Consider the following 16327-nt stretch of genomic DNA (forward strand, 5'->3'; position numbering starts at 1 on the left):
TCACCCGTTCGCCACTCGCCGCCAGACCGAAGTCCGCGCTGCCGTTCGACTTGCATGTGTAAGGCATGCCGCCAGCGTTCAATCTGAGCCAGGATCAAACTCTTCAGTTCAATCTCTGTTGCGCCCTCTCGGGCAACCTCATAAGAGGTGTCGCTCACTCAAAATACTGACAGGTGGCATCTTGCGATGCCGACCTACTTGTTTCTTGTGCGAGCACTTCATATGCTTTGAGCCAATGCAGCTTGCGCTGCCGGCCCGCTTCATCGAGCGCCCACACTTATCGGTTGTTGGTTGTTAAAGAACCTTGCCTGACAGAGCGTCGTGTCTGTCGCCGTCCTATCTATATAGGATGCGGCTGCCGGGTTTCAAGAGTCAGTCAAACATCTGCTGCCCTTTACCGCCCTTGTTGCTCCCTGTCGCTTCGCGCTTTGTTTGCTGCGTTTCGCGACGGGAGCCGAACTATAGCAAAGCCCTCTGCATCTGCCAAGCACTTTTTCGCATACAACAGAAAAATGGGCTTTCAGCCAGTGAAGATTGCAATAAGAGTAATTCACTTCTCATGAATAGACGCATGACCGCGTGCTCAAGGGGATTGCGGCGTTACCTCAATTTAAGCCGCAGCCTGGCAGGACCGCTGCACTTCTGCACCGTGCCTTTGTACTGCGTAAACTTTTAAGTACTACACGGCAAGCGGTGCTCATTGATCGCTTGCTTCCTGTTATGCATCAAGCGGGAGACAGGGGTGCTGCATAAACTTAAAAAATTTATATGAATCCTATTCTGCATATGCTGCTGCAGGCAGCGCCAGCTTCTTCAACCTCTGACGGAAAAGGGAATCAATTGAAAAACGTTGCTATAGTCGGAGCAGGATTTTCCGGGGCGGTTATTGCTCATGAACTTGCAAAAGCCGGTTACCACCTCAGCGTCTTCGATTCGCGTAGTCATGTAGCGGGCAATTGCCATTCAGCCCGCGATCCGGAAACCGGTGTCATGATCCATACATACGGGCCTCACATTTTTCATACCAGCAATGAAAAAGTATGGGAGTACGTGCAGCGTTTCGACGAATTCATGCCTTTTACCAACCGAGTAAAGGCGATTACCAAAGGCAAGGTATTTTCGCTGCCGGTAAATCTACTTACTATCAACCAGTTCTTCGGCAAGACCTTCAACCCGAAGGAAGCCGAAGAATTCATGAAAACCATCGGCGATCAGAGCATTGCTGAGCCCCAGACATTCGAGGAGCAGGCGCTGCGGTTCGTGGGAAAAGATCTCTACGAGGCGTTCTTCAAGGGTTACACCAGCAAGCAATGGGGACTTCATCCCTCGGAGTTACCCGCCAGCATTCTCAAGCGCCTGCCTGTACGTTTTAATTACGACGACAACTATTACGCGAGCACTTACCAGGGCATGCCGAAAAACGGCTACACCTACATCGTCGAAAAAATGCTTGATCATCCAAATATCAAACTGCAGCTGAACACGACATTCGAGCGTTCGGCAGCCGGGGACTACGATCACGTTTTTTACAGCGGTCCGATCGATACCTGGTTCGGCTACAGTCAGGGACGCCTTGGGTATCGCACGCTGGATTTTCATGCTGAAACCCATACGGGCGACTATCAAGGAAATGCCGTTCTGAATTACTGCGATGAAGACGTGCCCTGGACCCGCATTTCAGAACACAAACACTTCTCGCCATGGGAGTCACATGAGAAAACCGTGATCTTCAAAGAATTCAGCCGTTACTGCGAAGAGAACGATATACCGTATTATCCTATCAGGCTGGTCAAGGATAAGTCACAGCTGAAGCAATACATCGAACTGGCTCAGGCGGAACGCAACATCACTTTCGTCGGACGCCTGGGCACATACCGATATCTGGACATGCACGTCACGATCGCGGAAGCTCTGGACGTTGCGGAACGGTTCCTATCCGCAGCTCAAAGTAATCAGCAGATGCCGGCCTTCAACATCAACCCATTGGGATAGCCGCTTCGAGCGAAAGCAATGGATATGAGCCGAAACAGGGCCTCGGCTCATGCATTCGTGCCAGCCTAGCTGTCCTGCCGGGGCAAGCCGTGCTGTCCGGAAGTATCTGGTTGAATGGGATCGGTCATGTCTCTGGCTACGCTCGTCTCCGGGCGATGGAAAGCATAGATCCGGGCACGTTGCCGCTCAGGAAGCATGTCTGCAACACCATCGGAGAGCATCGCAGAGAGCGACGCAATTTTGGTTTCGGCGTACTTCGCTCGAATCTTTCCTTGCAAAGGAATTACTTGGCACTTGCTCATCCGCTCTCTCCCAGAAGATAGAAATTGCAGTATAGAACCGGGGTGACAATGTCACTGTGACATTTTGTATCCCAGTCAATGCTGTCTGGTGCCGCGGGAGAATTGCGAGAACTGCTTTTGCAGTATTACGGTCTGACCGGTATTGCGATGTTATTTGCACTTTGGAAGGAATCGACCATGCAAGTCGCTCAGTTGGAAGAAATTGCCGAACGCCTGCGTTCCCTGAAGTCCCGTTTGCAGAATTTATCCGGATCGCCGGAACAGCCTTTGAATGAGGATAGCGAATATGTTCAGGCAGCCAAAGAATGCGACTTCATGCTCCCGTCTCCTCTCACGCTAGGTACGCTTTCGGAAACGGTCGAGCGAAAACTTCAAAACGTCTCCATTTTGATGGAGCGGGCACGCAGCCATGAATCACTGCCCGAGGACGCTCAAGCGGCAGCGGAGCAGGAATACACTATGTCTGATGAAGACTATTCATTGAACCATGCACAACATATGGCAGACAGCACACATGGTACGCACAGTGAGGGACACGGTCGCCGTTAAGCAGATTTTCTGCTGCAGGATTCTGTCATCGTCCATGATTCAGTGGACGTGAAAGGCGAGGCCATCTGATCACGCGCGTCAGTTTTAACGTTTGACTGACCATAGTCAATGCGGGCATCCGACTTGATGTCTCAAGTCCTTGGGTACCTTTATCCGCGCCTTCGCCGTCCTTCCTAAAATTTCAATAAAGAAAACTGTCTCTCACCTTTAATACATTAATTTGGCATTGCTACAACCGTTTAAAACGAACTAACCGTCGCTTTCAATTTGCACTCAGGGTTCATGTTGACTCATCCGGCATTGGTCGACCAGCCGGCTCCATAACTAGCCGTTCGCGGTTAGTTCAGAACACTTTCCAAACCTGCGAACTTTGGCGACAATACCTCTACCGACATAGCAGACTCGTGAAGTGGCTTCCATGACTATTCCCTTGTTTCCAGAGCAGGATAAAGCGACACTCGAAGAAAAATTGCGCGAGTACTTTAGGGCATGGGTCGATTACCGGGCTCGCTCGGGCTCGACGGCTCGCAGCGAACGGCCGTTGAAAGACGAATCTGCGACGGTCTACCAGGAGATGTGGCACGCGTTTGCCGCTTATTGCGCAACGCGGAACCTAGATACACCCAGCATCGAAGCGGCGGATATCAAGACTTTTCTTGCATTGCGCGGCGCAGGAAATGCGAATGGGCGTCCCAGACCGAGCAGCAAGGGGCAGGAACTTTCCCCGCGTTATGCGTGGCGCATGCTGACATTGATTGACCGCGTCACGCGCTTCCAGGCGCAGCGCGATGGGGCAACCCCTAATCGCGCCGCAAGCGAATTGCTGCAATTGAATGAATACCGCTATGCGAACGCTAGCCATCGCGATCCTTTGCCGGACTACTGCACGGAAGCGCAAGCGAAGCGGCTCATTGGCTACCTGACCGAGGTCAGACATCCCGAGTCGGCAGAAGGTCCGCTCACATGGAAAGAGCTGAGAGACCGGACAGCCGTCGCCTTGATGCTTGGTGCGGGTCTTACGCCGGGCGACGTACGGGTTCTTTCCTTGGATGGTATTGCCATTGCTGGCGGGCGCAAGGTCGGCGTGCCATGGAAACTTGCGCTGCCGGGCAACGGCAATGCTCCGCCGCGAGAAACACCGGTCGCCGAATGGGCTGGGCGCCAGCTGGCTCTCTGGTTATCCGTCAGGGATGCACAAGGGATTGCCGGGGAGCTCGTTTTCCCGTCCACCCGGTCCGGCAAACCTTGGTCGCATACCGGTTGCTATGAATCGTGCAAGGCGGTGCTGTCAGGAGCCGGCATGGGGGACGAGAGCGGCGGGGTTTTCAAGCTGCGCCATACCTTTGCCCTGCGCCAGCTGGCAAAGGGAAAAACAGAAGCGGAGGTGGCGCGCTGGCTGGGAATACTGGACATCAACAGCATGACCCGCTACCGGCACGTTCTTCCCAATCAAGTGGATGTGGTGTAGCAGGAAATGAAATCATGCGAAATCATGCCGCGTCGCTTGCTGCCATCTGCGGCAGCGTCGATTCGAAAGATGTTCGATATTGATTCTTGCCGGCCCGCTTGGCATCGTACATGAGCTGATCTGCGCATTCCAGGAGGGATTCCGGCGAAAGCATGCCATCGCCGGAGTGAATGCAAATACCGAGACTGCCCGTGATGCGCAGATCCGGATGTCCGGGTATGTGCAAAGCGCCGATGGCTTGCAGCACTTTGCGCGCAATCCATTCCGCTTCTTCGGCGGCATGCAGCCCGGAGACAAGGATTGCGAATTCATCGCCGCCGATGCGAGCAATGCTGTCGGATTCACGCAAGGACTTTCGGATGTGCCTCGCCACCTGCCGCAGAAGTTCATCGCCGGCGTTGTGCCCAGCAGCGTCGTTCACTGCCTTGAATCCATCAAGATCAAGCAGCATCACCGCGCAATTGGTGGGCCTGTTTCCCGACGTGCGTGTCAGTGCCTCCTCAAAACCGACACGATTCAGTACGCCGGTAAGCGAATCTGTTTTGGACGCCGTTTCTAGGGCCTGCGCACGGCGCTGCAGCTCCCTGCGTCCGCGCGCAATCTGTTCCGATACCAGCGCCGCCTGCCAGGGAATGACCAGTATTGCAAGTACTACCCCGATCGAGAGCAGCGGAACGCTTTGCCAATACGGTGACAGGATGCATGCTGCCGCGACCAGCACGGCACCCGTCAGGGAAGCGATTTTTGCGAAATAAATCCCACCTACCAGGCCGCACCCGATGGATACGCTGATCGGAGCCCACAACACCGGTGCCATGAACTCTCCGCCGATCAGCATTGCTGATGCGATTGCAGCCTGATCCACCAGGATGGAAACATTCAGACGGGTTTTCAGTCTGAGCACGGCGTGGCTGCAGACAACGATCCAGCCTACGGCAAAACAAAAATAGCCGCCGATCAGGACCAGCAGCGGTATGCTTGGCTTCGACGGCAGATAGAACACGGCAACGAGTGCGTAAAGCATGAAGATGCAGACAGCGAGCAATCGAAATGCTGCCTGGCCGCTCTCGATGCTGAGGGCGGAAATGGAAGCTCGGATAGGCAGCGGTCGATTCAAGGCATTCATTGCAAGCTCAAATAATTTGCCGAAGCGCAATGATTTTATGCGGTAGCTCCTTGAACCGCCTCCCATAAACTAGGGGGATAAAAACATATTTCTTTGTGCAATTTTTGTTCTTCTTATTTGTTTTCCGCACTCTTGTTCGCTGACATGTCCTGCCAGAGAGCTTTCGGGTTGACTGGACTCGGCGAGCCGGAGATGATTTGCCTGCGGAACAAGGCGTGGTGACGCGACATGGCGAGCTCGGCGCCCCCGGGCCATGGCAAGGAGGAATCGGCGTCCCCACATAACGCGGTGCCGCTGGCAAATCGACCGGCATCGACAGTACAGTCAACCCGAAAGCGCTCTTTCAAGACCTTTCCAAGGTGAATTTCCGGTAATTATCGGACATTGATTCCCGTCAAACTTGGTGCGGCAATCTGCCTGCCAAAGCCTGATTCCCCATGATTGGATTAACCGTTCCCATGTCCATGGGATCAGTCGCCAAGGCTTACTCGCTATACTCGTTTGCGCGGGCAAGCAAAACCACGAGTGGCAAATGCCAGACGACTGCAAACCAAGTCATTCACATCACCAACGGCTCGCAACTACTGGGAATCGTTATGGAGTCCATGAACTTGTGTCGGCGCTATCTCGCTGCCATCAATTCGTCAAGCTTGGCCGACGTTCTTGCCTTGTTTGAATCCGAAAACGCGCCCATTCTGTCGCCAGCACATGGCCTTATGCCTGCCAGTGCCTACTTTCCCAAATTGTTCGGCAATAGCGAAACATCCATCGTTCGCATCCGCCATGTGTTCGAGGCACTCGCGCAGGGGCCGTCCATTGCCCTACATTATCATCACACGAGAATCAGCACCTGCGGCCAGGTCACCGAGTTTGACGGTGTCGACATTTTCGAATTCAGCGAGAGCCGGGAGAAATTCAAGAAACTGACGGTGATCTACGATCCCACAAAGATCTCGGTAAGCAGGCCGGACACCAAATTCAACCCCGGCGTCATGTTCAGACCTTCGACGACGGGCGACGAAACCCGCCGCTGCAACTTCGAACTGAACTTCGACTCGCCGCGGCAGGAAGCATGACACAAGCCGCTCCGCCGCAGAGGTAGTCCCGGGCGGAGCGGCATGGGAGTCAGGCGGCAGCCGTATCGGCTAACGCCGGATAGTCAACGTAGCCTTCGGGCGAAGGATGATAGAAAGTCTCGGGCTTGGGCGCGTTCAACGGCGCGCCGATATGGAAGCGCCGCGGCAGGTCGGGGTTCGCGATGAACAGTTGTCCGAAAGCGGCCGCGTCGGCCTCTCCCGATGCAATCAGGCTCTCGGCACTTTCCCGGGTCATTTTTTCGTTGGCGATATACACGCCGCCGAATGCCTCCTTGAGCTGAGGGCCGATCCGGTTGTCGCCAAGGGATTCGCGCGCGCAGATGAATGCAATCTTGCGCTTGCCCAGCTCGCGCGCCACATATCCGAAAGTCGCTGCAGGGTTTGAATCTCCCATGCTGTGCGCATCGCCGCGCGGTGCCAGATGCATGCCGACGCGGCCGGCGCCCCAGACCTCGATGCATGCGTCGGTGATCTCGAGCAGCAGGCGAGCGCGGTTTTCTATGCTTCCGCCATAGGCGTCGGTACGCTTGTTGGTGCTGTCCTGCAGGAACTGGTCCAGCAGATAGCCGTTGGCGCCATGGATTTCAACACCGTCGAATCCCGCCAGCTTGGCGTTTTCCGCACCCTTGCGATAGGCCGCAACGATGCCCGGAATCTCATCAAGAGCCAGTTCGCGCGGGGTGACGTAGGCACGCTTCGGACGGACCAGGCTGACGTGGCCCGATGCAGCGATCGCGCTCGGCGCAACAGGCAATTCGCCGTTGAGAAATACCGGGTCGGAAATGCGCCCGACATGCCAGAGCTGCAGCACGATGCGTCCGCCGGCCGCATGCACGGCTTCTGTGACCTTCTTCCAGCCGGCGACCTGCTCGTCGGACCAGATGCCGGGCGTATCGGCATAGCCGACACCCTGCGGTGTGACTGCAGTCGCTTCCGAAATGATCAGGCCTGCCGAAGCGCGCTGTACATAGTACTGGGCCATGAGCGCATTGGGAATGCGCCCTTCCCCTACGGCGCGCGAACGCGTCAGCGGCGCCATGATGATGCGGTTGGGCAGGTTCAGGTCACCTGCCTGGAGCGGATCGAACAAAGTCGTCATAAAACCTCTTGTCTGTGTGTCTGTGTATTTGATGGCTGTGGCAAACGCAACTGCATCATGCCGGCGCGTCATGCGGATTCGGCGGACTGCTCAATAGCGCAACGTTCATGTACTCGAGAAAAGCCTCGATCACGGCTTCGTTTCTCCTGAAGAAAACCCATTGACCCTCACGCACGCTGGTAATCAGGCCAGCCCTTTGCAGAACCGCAAGATGCGCAGATACCGTGGATTGCGACAGCCCGGTTCGCTGGTCGATCAGCCCCGCGCATACGCCCAGGGCGAGCGGATGCGCCTGATGTGCGAAATACTGCTCCGGCGTCTTCAGCCACTCAAGAATCTGGCGGCGAACCGGGTTGGCCAATGCCTTGTGAATAACGTCGATGTCCATGATAAAAGTTGCGCATGTTCAATGCAGAGCCGTTTGATCAGCGCTTCGGAGAGATGCCGAAATCACGCATATCGCTAATTTACGATATATCAGAAAACTTTGCTTGCGACCCTATAACCGGCACGTTTGCGCAATCTTAATCTCCGACCCGGCGCGATCGGTTAAAAGATACGCACACTATTGAAAACAATTTATTACTCGCCACGGATCCATTTCCCACTGCCATGATGAAAGACATCTCGAGCGCCTTCGTACTGGCAAGCCAGACCCAAGGTCACAATGAAGGCACCGCCGCCGGCTTGTCTGCGTCCAAGTCCCGCCGCGTGCTGGTTGTCGACGATAACGACGACGCCGCGCAATCTACCGCCGAGCTGCTGCGCCTTCTCGGACATGAGGTCTTCGTCGCAAACCAGGGAAGCACCGCGCTGTCCGAGCGCGAGCGCTGCAAGCCGGATGTGGTGCTGCTCGACATCAGCCTTCCCGACATGGATGGCTATGAAGTCGCCCGCCAGATGCGCACCGCGCCGGGCCAGGACGCGCTGGTGCTGGTGGCCATGACTGGCTGGGGCGGTGAACAGGACAAGCAGCTGGCGGATGCCGCGGGCTTCGATCTTCATTGGGTAAAGCCGGTGAGCCTGGACAAACTGCAGCAGATATCGGCACTGCCGCCGCATTCGCCCTGAAGCCGTGCCAAGCCGTTCGGCAGCGGCAAGGTAACCACCTGTAACGTGAACCCGCCGCTGCATGGCGGGGCGGAAACGACTGGTAAAATCGAAAGACTTCGCTTTCGATGCCATGTTGAAAAAATTAACCTCCCGAATCTGGCGGCCATCCACGGTCCGCCAACGCCTTCTCTTCCGCGCGGCGCTGACTTTGGCCGGCCTGCTGGGCTTGTACACGCTTGCCGGCTTCCTGCTGCTGCCGATGGTGATCAAATCACAGACGGGAAAGATATTCGAAGAGAAGTTCAAGCGCCCGGCCAGCGTCGAGGAAGTCCGGTTCAATCCGTTCGCGCTGAAACTGGATGTGCGGGGTTTCCGGCTGTATGAAGCCGACCGCAAGAACATTTTCGCCGAGGTCGAAGCACTGTCGCTGAATCTGTCCGGCGAATCGCTGGTCCGCCTCGCCCCGATAATCCAGGAGCTTTACATTGCGGCGCCGCAGGTGCGCATCGCCCGCCTGGAGGCGAACCGTTACAACTTCGATGACATCATTGCCGCACTTGCCGAACAGCCGGCATCGGATGAAACAGCACGGTTCTCCATCAACAATATTCGCCTGGAACGCGGAAGAATAGAGTTCGACGACATGCCGACGCGCGCCAGACATGTCGTCGGCGACCTGCGTCTCGGAATACCCTTCATCTCATCGCTGCCTTCCGAAGTGGAGATTTTCGTCGAGCCGCTGCTTGACGCGAATGTGAACGGCACGCCGGTACTGGTCAAGGGAAAGGCGCGTCCATTTGCAAGCACCCGCGACGCCATCGTCGACCTGAACCTGAAAGACTTCGACCTGACCCGGTTCGTCGAATACCTGCCGACCAAGGCACGCATCAAGGTACCCAGCGCGAAGCTGACCGTGAACATGCAGGCAAATTTTCAGCAGCCGGAAGGCAAGCCTGCCGCGCTTACACTCAGCGGCAGCACGGAGGTAACATCGCTGCAGATCAACGAGCCGGACGGAAAATCGCTGGTGAAGCTCGCCCGGTTTGCGGTCGACTTGCAGGACACGCCGGTGTTCGCCGATCGCATCAGCGTGGCCCGCATCGCACTGGATGGATTCCAAACCCGCTTGCGCCGCGGCAGTGACGGCAGCATCAACCTCGAAAAGTTGTTGACTGCGCCAGAAGCAGGCCCGACCGCTCCGGCAAGCGCGGAGCCGGCTGCGAAAGCGGATGCATCGCCGCGCATCGCCGTCGGCGAAATTGCGGTGACGAATGCCACGGTTCATTTTGCCGATGAAGCAGCGGCCCGCCCCATGCAAGCCGATGTTGAAAAATTCAACTTAACGCTCAAGAAGGTTGATCTCGACCTGCGCCGCAACGCGATTCAGGTTGCCGAAGCGCGCTCGGACAGCGCAGTGTTTGCGCTGCGGCAGGAAAAACCGCAAGTCTCGGCAACGACCGCCGTATTGCAAACGGCGAAATCCGCTCCTGTTGAACCCAAGGAAAAAGCCGGAGGCGGACCGCAGGTGTCTATCGGTGCAGTCGACATCGCGAACTGGTCGGCCCGCGTCGAAGACCGCAATCATGCCGAACCGGCGGTGACAACGATTTCTCCGCTCAGCGCGTCCTTGAAAAGCCTTTCCAACACCCCCGGCGCGGCACCGGGTTCGGTGTCCCTGAAAGCAAACATCAATCAGAGCGGACTTCTTGCGCTGCAGGGAAGCCTCGGCATTGCGCCGATGCAGACCGACCTCACCGTCGACATCAAAGGTGTCGACTTGCTCCCGGTGCAGCCGTACATCACCGATCACGTCAATCTCAAGATCACGCGTGCCAACCTTACCGCGTCGGGGCGGCTGCAAGTGGCATCGACGAAGGACAATGCGCTGCAGGGAGGCTTCAAGGGCGATCTGACGCTGGGCAATCTCGCGACGGTCGACAAGCAGAGCGGCAACGATTTCCTGCGCTGGAAATCCCTGTTCGTCGGCGGGATGGATGTGCGACTTTCGCCGTTCGCCTTTACGGCAGAGCAGGTGGCGTTGAGCGACTTCTTTGCGCGCGTGATCATCGACCCCAACGGCCGCATCAACTTGCAGGACATTGCGCGCGGAGACAGGGAAGCCGGCAGGAGCCTGACCGAACGAGACTCCAACAAGAGCGGCAAGGTCCTCGCCAAGGCGACTGCAGATCCTGCGGCCGATTCCGGCAGCAAGGCAAGCAGCGGCAAGTCCGCCGGACTGCCGCCGGTCACCATCCGCAAGCTGACGCTGCAGGGGGGACGCGTCAGGTTTACCGACAACTTCATTCGTCCCAACTATTCGGCGACGCTGGCCAATTTCGGCGGCGGCGTAACCGGCCTTTCATCGACGACAGGCGCAAATGCCGAGGTCGACATGCGCGGGGAAGTCAACGGGGCTCCATTGGGCATTACAGGCAGCATCAATCCGCTGCGGGGAGATCTTTTCCTGGATCTGAAGGCCAATGTTCGCGGCATGGAATTGGCGCCGCTCTCGGCTTACTCCGGGCGCTACGTAGGCTATGGCATTGAAAAAGGCAAGCTGTCATTCGAAGTTGCCTACCATGTCGATCAGCGCAAGCTGACTGCTGAGAACCGTTTGATACTTGAACAGCTTACCTTCGGCAAAAAAGTCGACAGTCCGAACGCCACCACTCTGCCGGTGCAGTTTGCCGTGGCGCTGCTGCGCGACCGCAACGGCGTGATCGACCTGAACCTGCCGATCGGCGGCTCGCTGGACGACCCGCAATTCTCGATCGGCGGCATTCTGTTCAAGGTCATCGGCAATGTCATCCTCAAGGCGGTCACCCAGCCTTTCGCGGTACTGGGTTCGTTGTTCGGCGGCGGCGCCGAGCTGTCGTCCATCGACTATGAGCCGGGAAGAGCCTCCATACCCTCCGCGGGCGAAGCCAAACTCCAATCTCTGGCCAAGGCCTTGAGCGAACGGCCCAACCTCAGGCTTGACATCGGCGGCCAGGTCGATCCGGATGCCGATCGCGAAGGCCTGAAGCGCACCTATCTGGAGCGCAGAGTCAGATCGCTGAAACTGCGCGATGCCGGCGTTCGCGCGGGATCGGCCGAGGCTGCGGGAATCACGGTGCGGCCGGAAGAATACGCTGACCTCGTGACGCGCGTCTACCGCGACGAGAAATTTCCCAAACCGCGAAATGTGCTTGGGCTGTCCAAAAACATTCCGGTTGGTGAAATGGAAAAGCTCATTATTGCCAATGCAGAGGTCGATGAAGACGATCTTATTTCCTTGGGCAACCAGCGTGCCCAGAATACAAAGGCCTGGCTTCAGGATAAAGGCCATGTTTCGCCGGAAAGACTCTTCATCGTTGCTCCGAGGATTGGCAAATCTGACAACAATCCTAGCGGCAGCCGCGTGGAATTTGCACTGCGATAATCCACGTCAAGCGCTGGAAACAATTTGTAACACTCCTTACGCAACATCGATGGATAACACTATGCCCTTGGTATGTAATATCAACATCAACCAAGGAGATGGATCATGAACAAAACCATAGGCGCCCTCGGCACGCTGGCCGGTCTGGTGCTGCTGGTATCGGCCAATGTTGCCCATGCAAGGGTCGACGTGGGCATCAACATTGATATTCCTGGACCGTATGTGCGGCCCGCACCTGTCTATGTTCAGCCGGCGCCGGTGTATGTGGAGCCGCGTCCGGTTTACGTGCAGCCGGCTCCGGTCTACGTGCAGCCACGTCCGGTCTATGTTCAGCCGGCACCCGTGTATGTTCAGCCGCAGCCGGTCTATGGAGTACCGCGCTACGTCGACAGGCATGGCCCGCGTCATCGCCACTGGAACCAGGGGCGGTGGGATCAGGACAGAGACGGCGTGCCCAACTATGCGGACCGCGACCGCGATGGAGACGGCGTTGCCAACCGCTACGACCGCCGGCCCAATAATCCTTACCGTTATTGAGTCCGCTGAAATACCTCCGCGATGGCGAAGGTGAGCCGCAATCCTGCATGTGCGAGGTGTGGTCAACTCACCGTTTATCATCAGGTCCCACGTCCGGCGCATGCCGGCAAGGGAGCATGAAATGCTGACGCAAGGCAGCCGCACAAGCCGGCGCCTTGCGTTTTCCATCTGTTCCGCCATCACTGAAAAGACGTGAGAACGCAGGCCGGCTCCTGCCGTGATCAGGTCAGCACTGGCAATACTGTCAGCGCAATATCCTTCCTGCGCCCAGCCTCGTCATTCATTCCCCCCCAAGCCCTGCTTAACGAGCATGGTGCGCCGCTACAAGCTTCCTCATCCTATCTGTATCAAATCTTGGCAGACGCTGCATCGGAACAAAGTTACGAAACATCCATCATATTGTCATTGCATTGATGCAGAATTGCCAACAGATGCCGCTGTTCATGGCTGGTTCTCTGTTGCACCGCAAGTACTCCATAAAGGAAGATATCCATGCGAGGCCCGAACCAAATCGACAAGGAACAGATTGTGCACGGCCTATTGCAGGTCACGGTCGCTGCACTTTCTTTCTGGCAGTTGCGCAAGCAGGCGCAGCGCAAGCAACTGCAGCAGCAGCATCAGGCCTTCACGAGCAGCGCCGCAGCTCTCAATCCAAGGCGCGTTCCCCGGCAGACAGGCGTCGACAAGCGCGGGGGCTTGGCAGCAGGGGCTCAAGAACGGATACAGGCGCAGGAGCAGATGAAGGAAAGGAACGAAGCCGGGAGCGGCGCACAGGTTGACCAAAAGCCGCATGAGGATTTGCGGCATGAGACACGGCCCAAGGCCCTTCTTCACGTTGCCATCTCGGCTGCCAAGGAATGGTCGGCCCACAGAGCTGCGAGCAAGGGTGCTGCGCTGGCGCTTTACACGCTGTTCTCGCTGGCGCCGATGCTGCTGCTGGTGGTGACGATTGCCGGCTTCTTCTTCGGTGAAGATACGGTTCGCCAGAATCTGCTGGAACAGATGTCGAAACTGATGGGGACGGAAGGCGCCGATGCAGTGAAAACCATTCTGGGCGGCGCCAGGAACGAATCGGGCGGACTGATTGCCGGACTGGTTTCGGTTGCGCTGGTACTGGTCAGCGCAACCAGCGCTTTCGCCGAATTGAAGGACAGCCTGGACGAGCTCTGGGAAGTGCCACCTTCGAATCAATCGGGCCTGTGGGGCTTCGTGAAGGAACGCATCCTGTCGTTCGGTCTGATTCTGGTGCTTGCACTGATGCTGCTGATGACCCTGGCGGTCAGCACTGCGCTCGCCACGATGGAAGGCGTGTTCGGAGGCGGCGCCACCGGCACGGTACTGAAGACCATCACCATGGTGATCTCGCATGCGGTCTCATTTGTGGTGGTCGCGGGCCTGTTTGCGGTCATCTTCAAGTATCTTCCAGCGACGAAGATCGCCTGGAAAGACGTGATCATCGGCGCGCTCATCACGGCGGTGCTGTTCATCCTTGGCAAATTCGCGATCGGACTCTATGTCGCCAATGCCGATATCAGCTCGTCCTACGGCGCCGCCGGCTCGGTGGTCATCCTGATTACCTGGATCTACTATTCGGCGCAAATCTTCTTCTACGGTTCGCTGTTCACGCATGAGTATGCAATGAAGGTCGGCAGCCGCGCGGGAACAAGCAATGCGCAGCAAGCCAAGCCGCTTCCGGCGAACAACGGCAAGCCTAGTCCCGCGACGTCACGGAATAGTATCGCTTGACGTCCTGTATATAGCGGCGGGTTTCGGCAAAAGGCGGAACGCCATTGTACTTGCGCACATTGCCCGGCCCGGCGTTATAGGCGGCCAGTAGGCTGTCGAAGGTGAAATGGGTCTGCATCAGGTACTTCAGATAAGCCGTGCCCGCGTTGATGTTCGTTTGCGGATCGTAGAGATTGTGCGTGCGCCCCACGCCGACAAAGCGTGCCGTATCCGGCGTGATCTGCATCAGGCCGCGCGCCTGCCTGTGAGAGGTGGCACCCGGGTTGTATCCCGACTCCTTCTGAATGACCGCATGGATCAATCCGGCCGGCACGCCGTGCTGGTTCGACGCCGCTACTACCATCCGGTGATAGGGCTTGTCCTCGCAGGCGCGGCAGGTCGCATTCGCCACGATTTCGTTGACCGACAGGCTGTAATCCGGTCCTGACAGCAGGGTTTCCCGGGAAGCCGCATTCATGGCTTTTCGCGACGGCCGGCCACGTACGCCATCCGCGCCAAACGTTCCCCACTCCGCAAGTATGTCCTGAGCGTTTGTGGCCCGGCTTGCGCGCGGCGACGACTTTGCAGGCGGCACATCTTCCTGCATTGGCTGCACAGCCTGCCCGGCACATCCAGCAAGCAATCCAAGCGCGAGCATCCGGGCAGGCAGCCAGCCCCGTCCTGCACCCGAGCCTTGAGAAATCACTGACAGCAGCGACCATGTTGAACGATAGCGCGGCATTCCATCCTCCCGTGGCAAGACCGCGATGCGCGCCGCCGCACCAGAAAGGGCGGACGGACGATGACAGGGACGGGAACTTTCTTCTGCTGCGATGTAAGGCGCTTGCGGAGCGGAGCCATCCGTGCGGACGGTCGCTTCCATGCCGTTCATAAAATGCAGCTCTGCTGTCGTAGGCAAACGCCCTTAGACCAGAAGCTTTGCGTCCCCGTCTTTCAACGGGTTTGCCGAATTGATTTGGTGATTCGTGGAAGGAGAATAGCCCGCCGCATTTCCTTCTGGAAAGGAATGATGCGTTTTGTCACAATTTTGGACCACAGAGACTGATCCGCGGATCCCGAAGTTTTACGTCGGAACCGATGGACGTGCGCTGCGCCGCATTCAGGCTTCAGGTTGCCGTATACTCTTGCATGATTTGCCGGCCGGGCGTTTTTATGGACAATGCCGTTCAACGCCTGCATGCCCTTCTACACCGACGACGACATGACACAAGATCCCCGCTTCCCCAATCTGTACATCCTCAACCATCCGCTGATCCAGCACAAGCTTACGCATATGCGCGATCGCGACACGTCGACCCGCACGTTTCGCGAGCTGCTGCGGGAAATCACGCTGCTGATGGGGTATGAAATCACGCGCAATCTGCCATTGACGACCGTGAGCATCGAGACGCCGCTGCAGACGATCGAGGCGCCCGTCATCGCCGGAAAAAAGCTGGTGGTGGTGCCGGTTCTGCGGGCCGGCATCGGCATGAGCGACGGCCTGCTCGAACTCGTGCCGTCGGCGCGCGTCGGCCATATCGGCGTCTATCGCGATCCCGATACGCATCGCCCGGTGGAGTACCTGGTGCGGCTTCCCGATCTGGCGGAGCGGATTTTCATTCTCTGCGATCCGATGCTCGCCACCGGCAACTCGGCCGTGCATGCAGTCGATGTGCTCAAGAAGCGCTCGGTCAGTGACGAACAGATCATCTTCATGGCGCTCGTGGCGGCGCCGGAAGGCGTCGAAGTGTTCCAGAAGGCGCATCCCGACGTGAAGGTCTATGTCGCCTCGCTGGATTCGCATCTGGATGAGCACGCGTACATCGTCCCCGGCTTGGGAGATGCCGGCGACCGTCTGTTCGGCACGAAGTAATCTTGGCGCCGTGAAGTCTTGTGCCGGCTGCGGTGGCAAGCATCCGGCGGCGAAGAACGTCTCCTGCCGGAAATGACCGGAACAT

Annotated in this window: 15 protein-coding genes, 1 rRNA gene and 1 riboswitch; of the genes, 9 read left to right on the top strand and 7 right to left on the bottom strand. The window is 57.4% G+C overall.

The genetic code is table 11. The annotated features are described in order from the left end of the window. Positions 1 to 110 (bottom strand): 16S ribosomal RNA (locus IGW03_RS27380); the annotation flags it as partial. A gap of 730 nt (positions 111 to 840) precedes the next feature. On the opposite strand from IGW03_RS27380, the gene glf reads away from it, so the two are divergent. Beyond that, positions 841 to 1992 (top strand): UDP-galactopyranose mutase, encoded by a 1152-nt coding sequence (glf, locus tag IGW03_RS27385; protein WP_323745035.1) that lies wholly within the window; start codon positions 841 to 843, stop codon positions 1990 to 1992. 65 nt (positions 1993 to 2057) lie between these two features. Here the strand turns inward: glf and IGW03_RS27390 are convergent, their stop codons facing one another. Beyond that, positions 2058 to 2294 carry a hypothetical protein gene (locus IGW03_RS27390; RefSeq protein WP_194725694.1) on the bottom strand — a complete coding sequence of 79 codons (237 nt, stop codon included), beginning with the start codon at positions 2292 to 2294 and terminating at the stop codon, positions 2058 to 2060. A 78-nt stretch (positions 2295 to 2372) separates the two neighbouring features. Here IGW03_RS27390 and IGW03_RS27395 point away from each other — a divergent pair, with 78 nt between their 5' ends. Both IGW03_RS27395 and IGW03_RS27400 read left to right on the top strand, forming a co-directional pair. Next, a complete protein-coding gene (locus tag IGW03_RS27395) occupies positions 2373 to 2843 on the top strand; it encodes a hypothetical protein (protein ID WP_194725695.1) in 471 nt (156 codons plus the stop codon). A gap of 418 nt (positions 2844 to 3261) precedes the next feature. Continuing rightward, positions 3262 to 4311, top strand: coding sequence for a tyrosine-type recombinase/integrase (locus IGW03_RS27400; RefSeq protein WP_194725696.1), 1050 nt, complete (start codon positions 3262 to 3264; stop codon positions 4309 to 4311). Positions 4312 to 4333: 22 nt separating this feature from the next. On the opposite strand, the gene IGW03_RS27405 is transcribed toward IGW03_RS27400, so the two are convergent. Both IGW03_RS27405 and IGW03_RS27410 read right to left on the bottom strand, forming a co-directional pair. Continuing rightward, the gene (locus IGW03_RS27405) at positions 4334 to 5437 is read right to left on the bottom strand and encodes a GGDEF domain-containing protein (protein ID WP_194725697.1); all 1104 of its coding nucleotides are present in this window, start codon (positions 5435 to 5437) and stop codon (positions 4334 to 4336) included. A gap of 113 nt (positions 5438 to 5550) precedes the next feature. Then, complete coding sequence (locus IGW03_RS27410; RefSeq protein WP_194725698.1) at positions 5551 to 5784, bottom strand: hypothetical protein; 234 nt, start codon at positions 5782 to 5784, stop codon at positions 5551 to 5553. A gap of 90 nt (positions 5785 to 5874) precedes the next feature. Here IGW03_RS27410 and IGW03_RS27415 point away from each other — a divergent pair, with 90 nt between their 5' ends. After that, the gene (locus tag IGW03_RS27415; RefSeq protein ID WP_194725699.1) at positions 5875 to 6513 is read left to right on the top strand and encodes a nuclear transport factor 2 family protein; all 639 of its coding nucleotides are present in this window, start codon (positions 5875 to 5877) and stop codon (positions 6511 to 6513) included. 49 nt (positions 6514 to 6562) lie between these two features. Here the strand turns inward: IGW03_RS27415 and IGW03_RS27420 are convergent, their stop codons facing one another. Together IGW03_RS27420 and IGW03_RS27425 are read right to left on the bottom strand one after the other, a co-directional pair. Further along, the gene (locus IGW03_RS27420; protein ID WP_194725700.1) at positions 6563 to 7633 is read right to left on the bottom strand and encodes an alkene reductase; all 1071 of its coding nucleotides are present in this window, start codon (positions 7631 to 7633) and stop codon (positions 6563 to 6565) included. A 55-nt stretch (positions 7634 to 7688) separates the two neighbouring features. Beyond that, on the bottom strand, positions 7689 to 8021 hold the full coding sequence (locus IGW03_RS27425) for an ArsR/SmtB family transcription factor (RefSeq protein WP_194725701.1): 333 nt from the start codon (positions 8019 to 8021) through the stop codon (positions 7689 to 7691). Between the two features lie 224 nt (positions 8022 to 8245). Here IGW03_RS27425 and IGW03_RS27430 point away from each other — a divergent pair, with 224 nt between their 5' ends. The 4 genes from IGW03_RS27430 (at position 8246) to IGW03_RS27445 (ending at position 14390) form a co-directional block, all read left to right on the top strand. Next, positions 8246 to 8704 carry a response regulator gene (locus IGW03_RS27430; RefSeq protein WP_194725702.1) on the top strand — a complete coding sequence of 153 codons (459 nt, stop codon included), beginning with the start codon at positions 8246 to 8248 and terminating at the stop codon, positions 8702 to 8704. A gap of 112 nt (positions 8705 to 8816) precedes the next feature. Then, the gene (locus IGW03_RS27435; RefSeq protein ID WP_194725703.1) at positions 8817 to 12107 is read left to right on the top strand and encodes a DUF748 domain-containing protein; all 3291 of its coding nucleotides are present in this window, start codon (positions 8817 to 8819) and stop codon (positions 12105 to 12107) included. Positions 12108 to 12212: 105 nt separating this feature from the next. Then, entirely contained in the window at positions 12213 to 12644 is a 432-nt protein-coding gene (locus tag IGW03_RS27440) for a thrombospondin type 3 repeat-containing protein (protein WP_194725704.1), read from the top strand. A gap of 492 nt (positions 12645 to 13136) precedes the next feature. Next, positions 13137 to 14390 carry a YihY/virulence factor BrkB family protein gene (locus IGW03_RS27445; protein ID WP_228536130.1) on the top strand — a complete coding sequence of 418 codons (1254 nt, stop codon included), beginning with the start codon at positions 13137 to 13139 and terminating at the stop codon, positions 14388 to 14390. On the opposite strand, the gene IGW03_RS27450 is transcribed toward IGW03_RS27445, so the two are convergent. Beyond that, on the bottom strand, positions 14356 to 14847 hold the full coding sequence (locus IGW03_RS27450; RefSeq protein ID WP_194725705.1) for a lytic transglycosylase domain-containing protein: 492 nt from the start codon (positions 14845 to 14847) through the stop codon (positions 14356 to 14358). The two genes, IGW03_RS27445 and IGW03_RS27450, sit on opposite strands and share 35 nt — an antisense overlap. A gap of 415 nt (positions 14848 to 15262) precedes the next feature. Next, a riboswitch (cyclic di-GMP riboswitch) is annotated at positions 15263 to 15347 on the bottom strand. A 244-nt stretch (positions 15348 to 15591) separates the two neighbouring features. Here IGW03_RS27450 and upp point away from each other — a divergent pair. Next, positions 15592 to 16242: a uracil phosphoribosyltransferase gene (gene upp, locus IGW03_RS27455; protein ID WP_194725706.1), complete on the top strand. Its 651-nt coding sequence runs from the start codon at positions 15592 to 15594 to the stop codon at positions 16240 to 16242. The last annotated feature ends 85 nt before the right edge of the window (positions 16243 to 16327 follow it).

The sequence above is a fragment of the Noviherbaspirillum malthae genome, assembly GCF_015352985.1.
In the GTDB taxonomy this organism is placed as follows: Bacteria; Pseudomonadota; Gammaproteobacteria; order Burkholderiales; family Burkholderiaceae_D; genus Noviherbaspirillum; species Noviherbaspirillum malthae.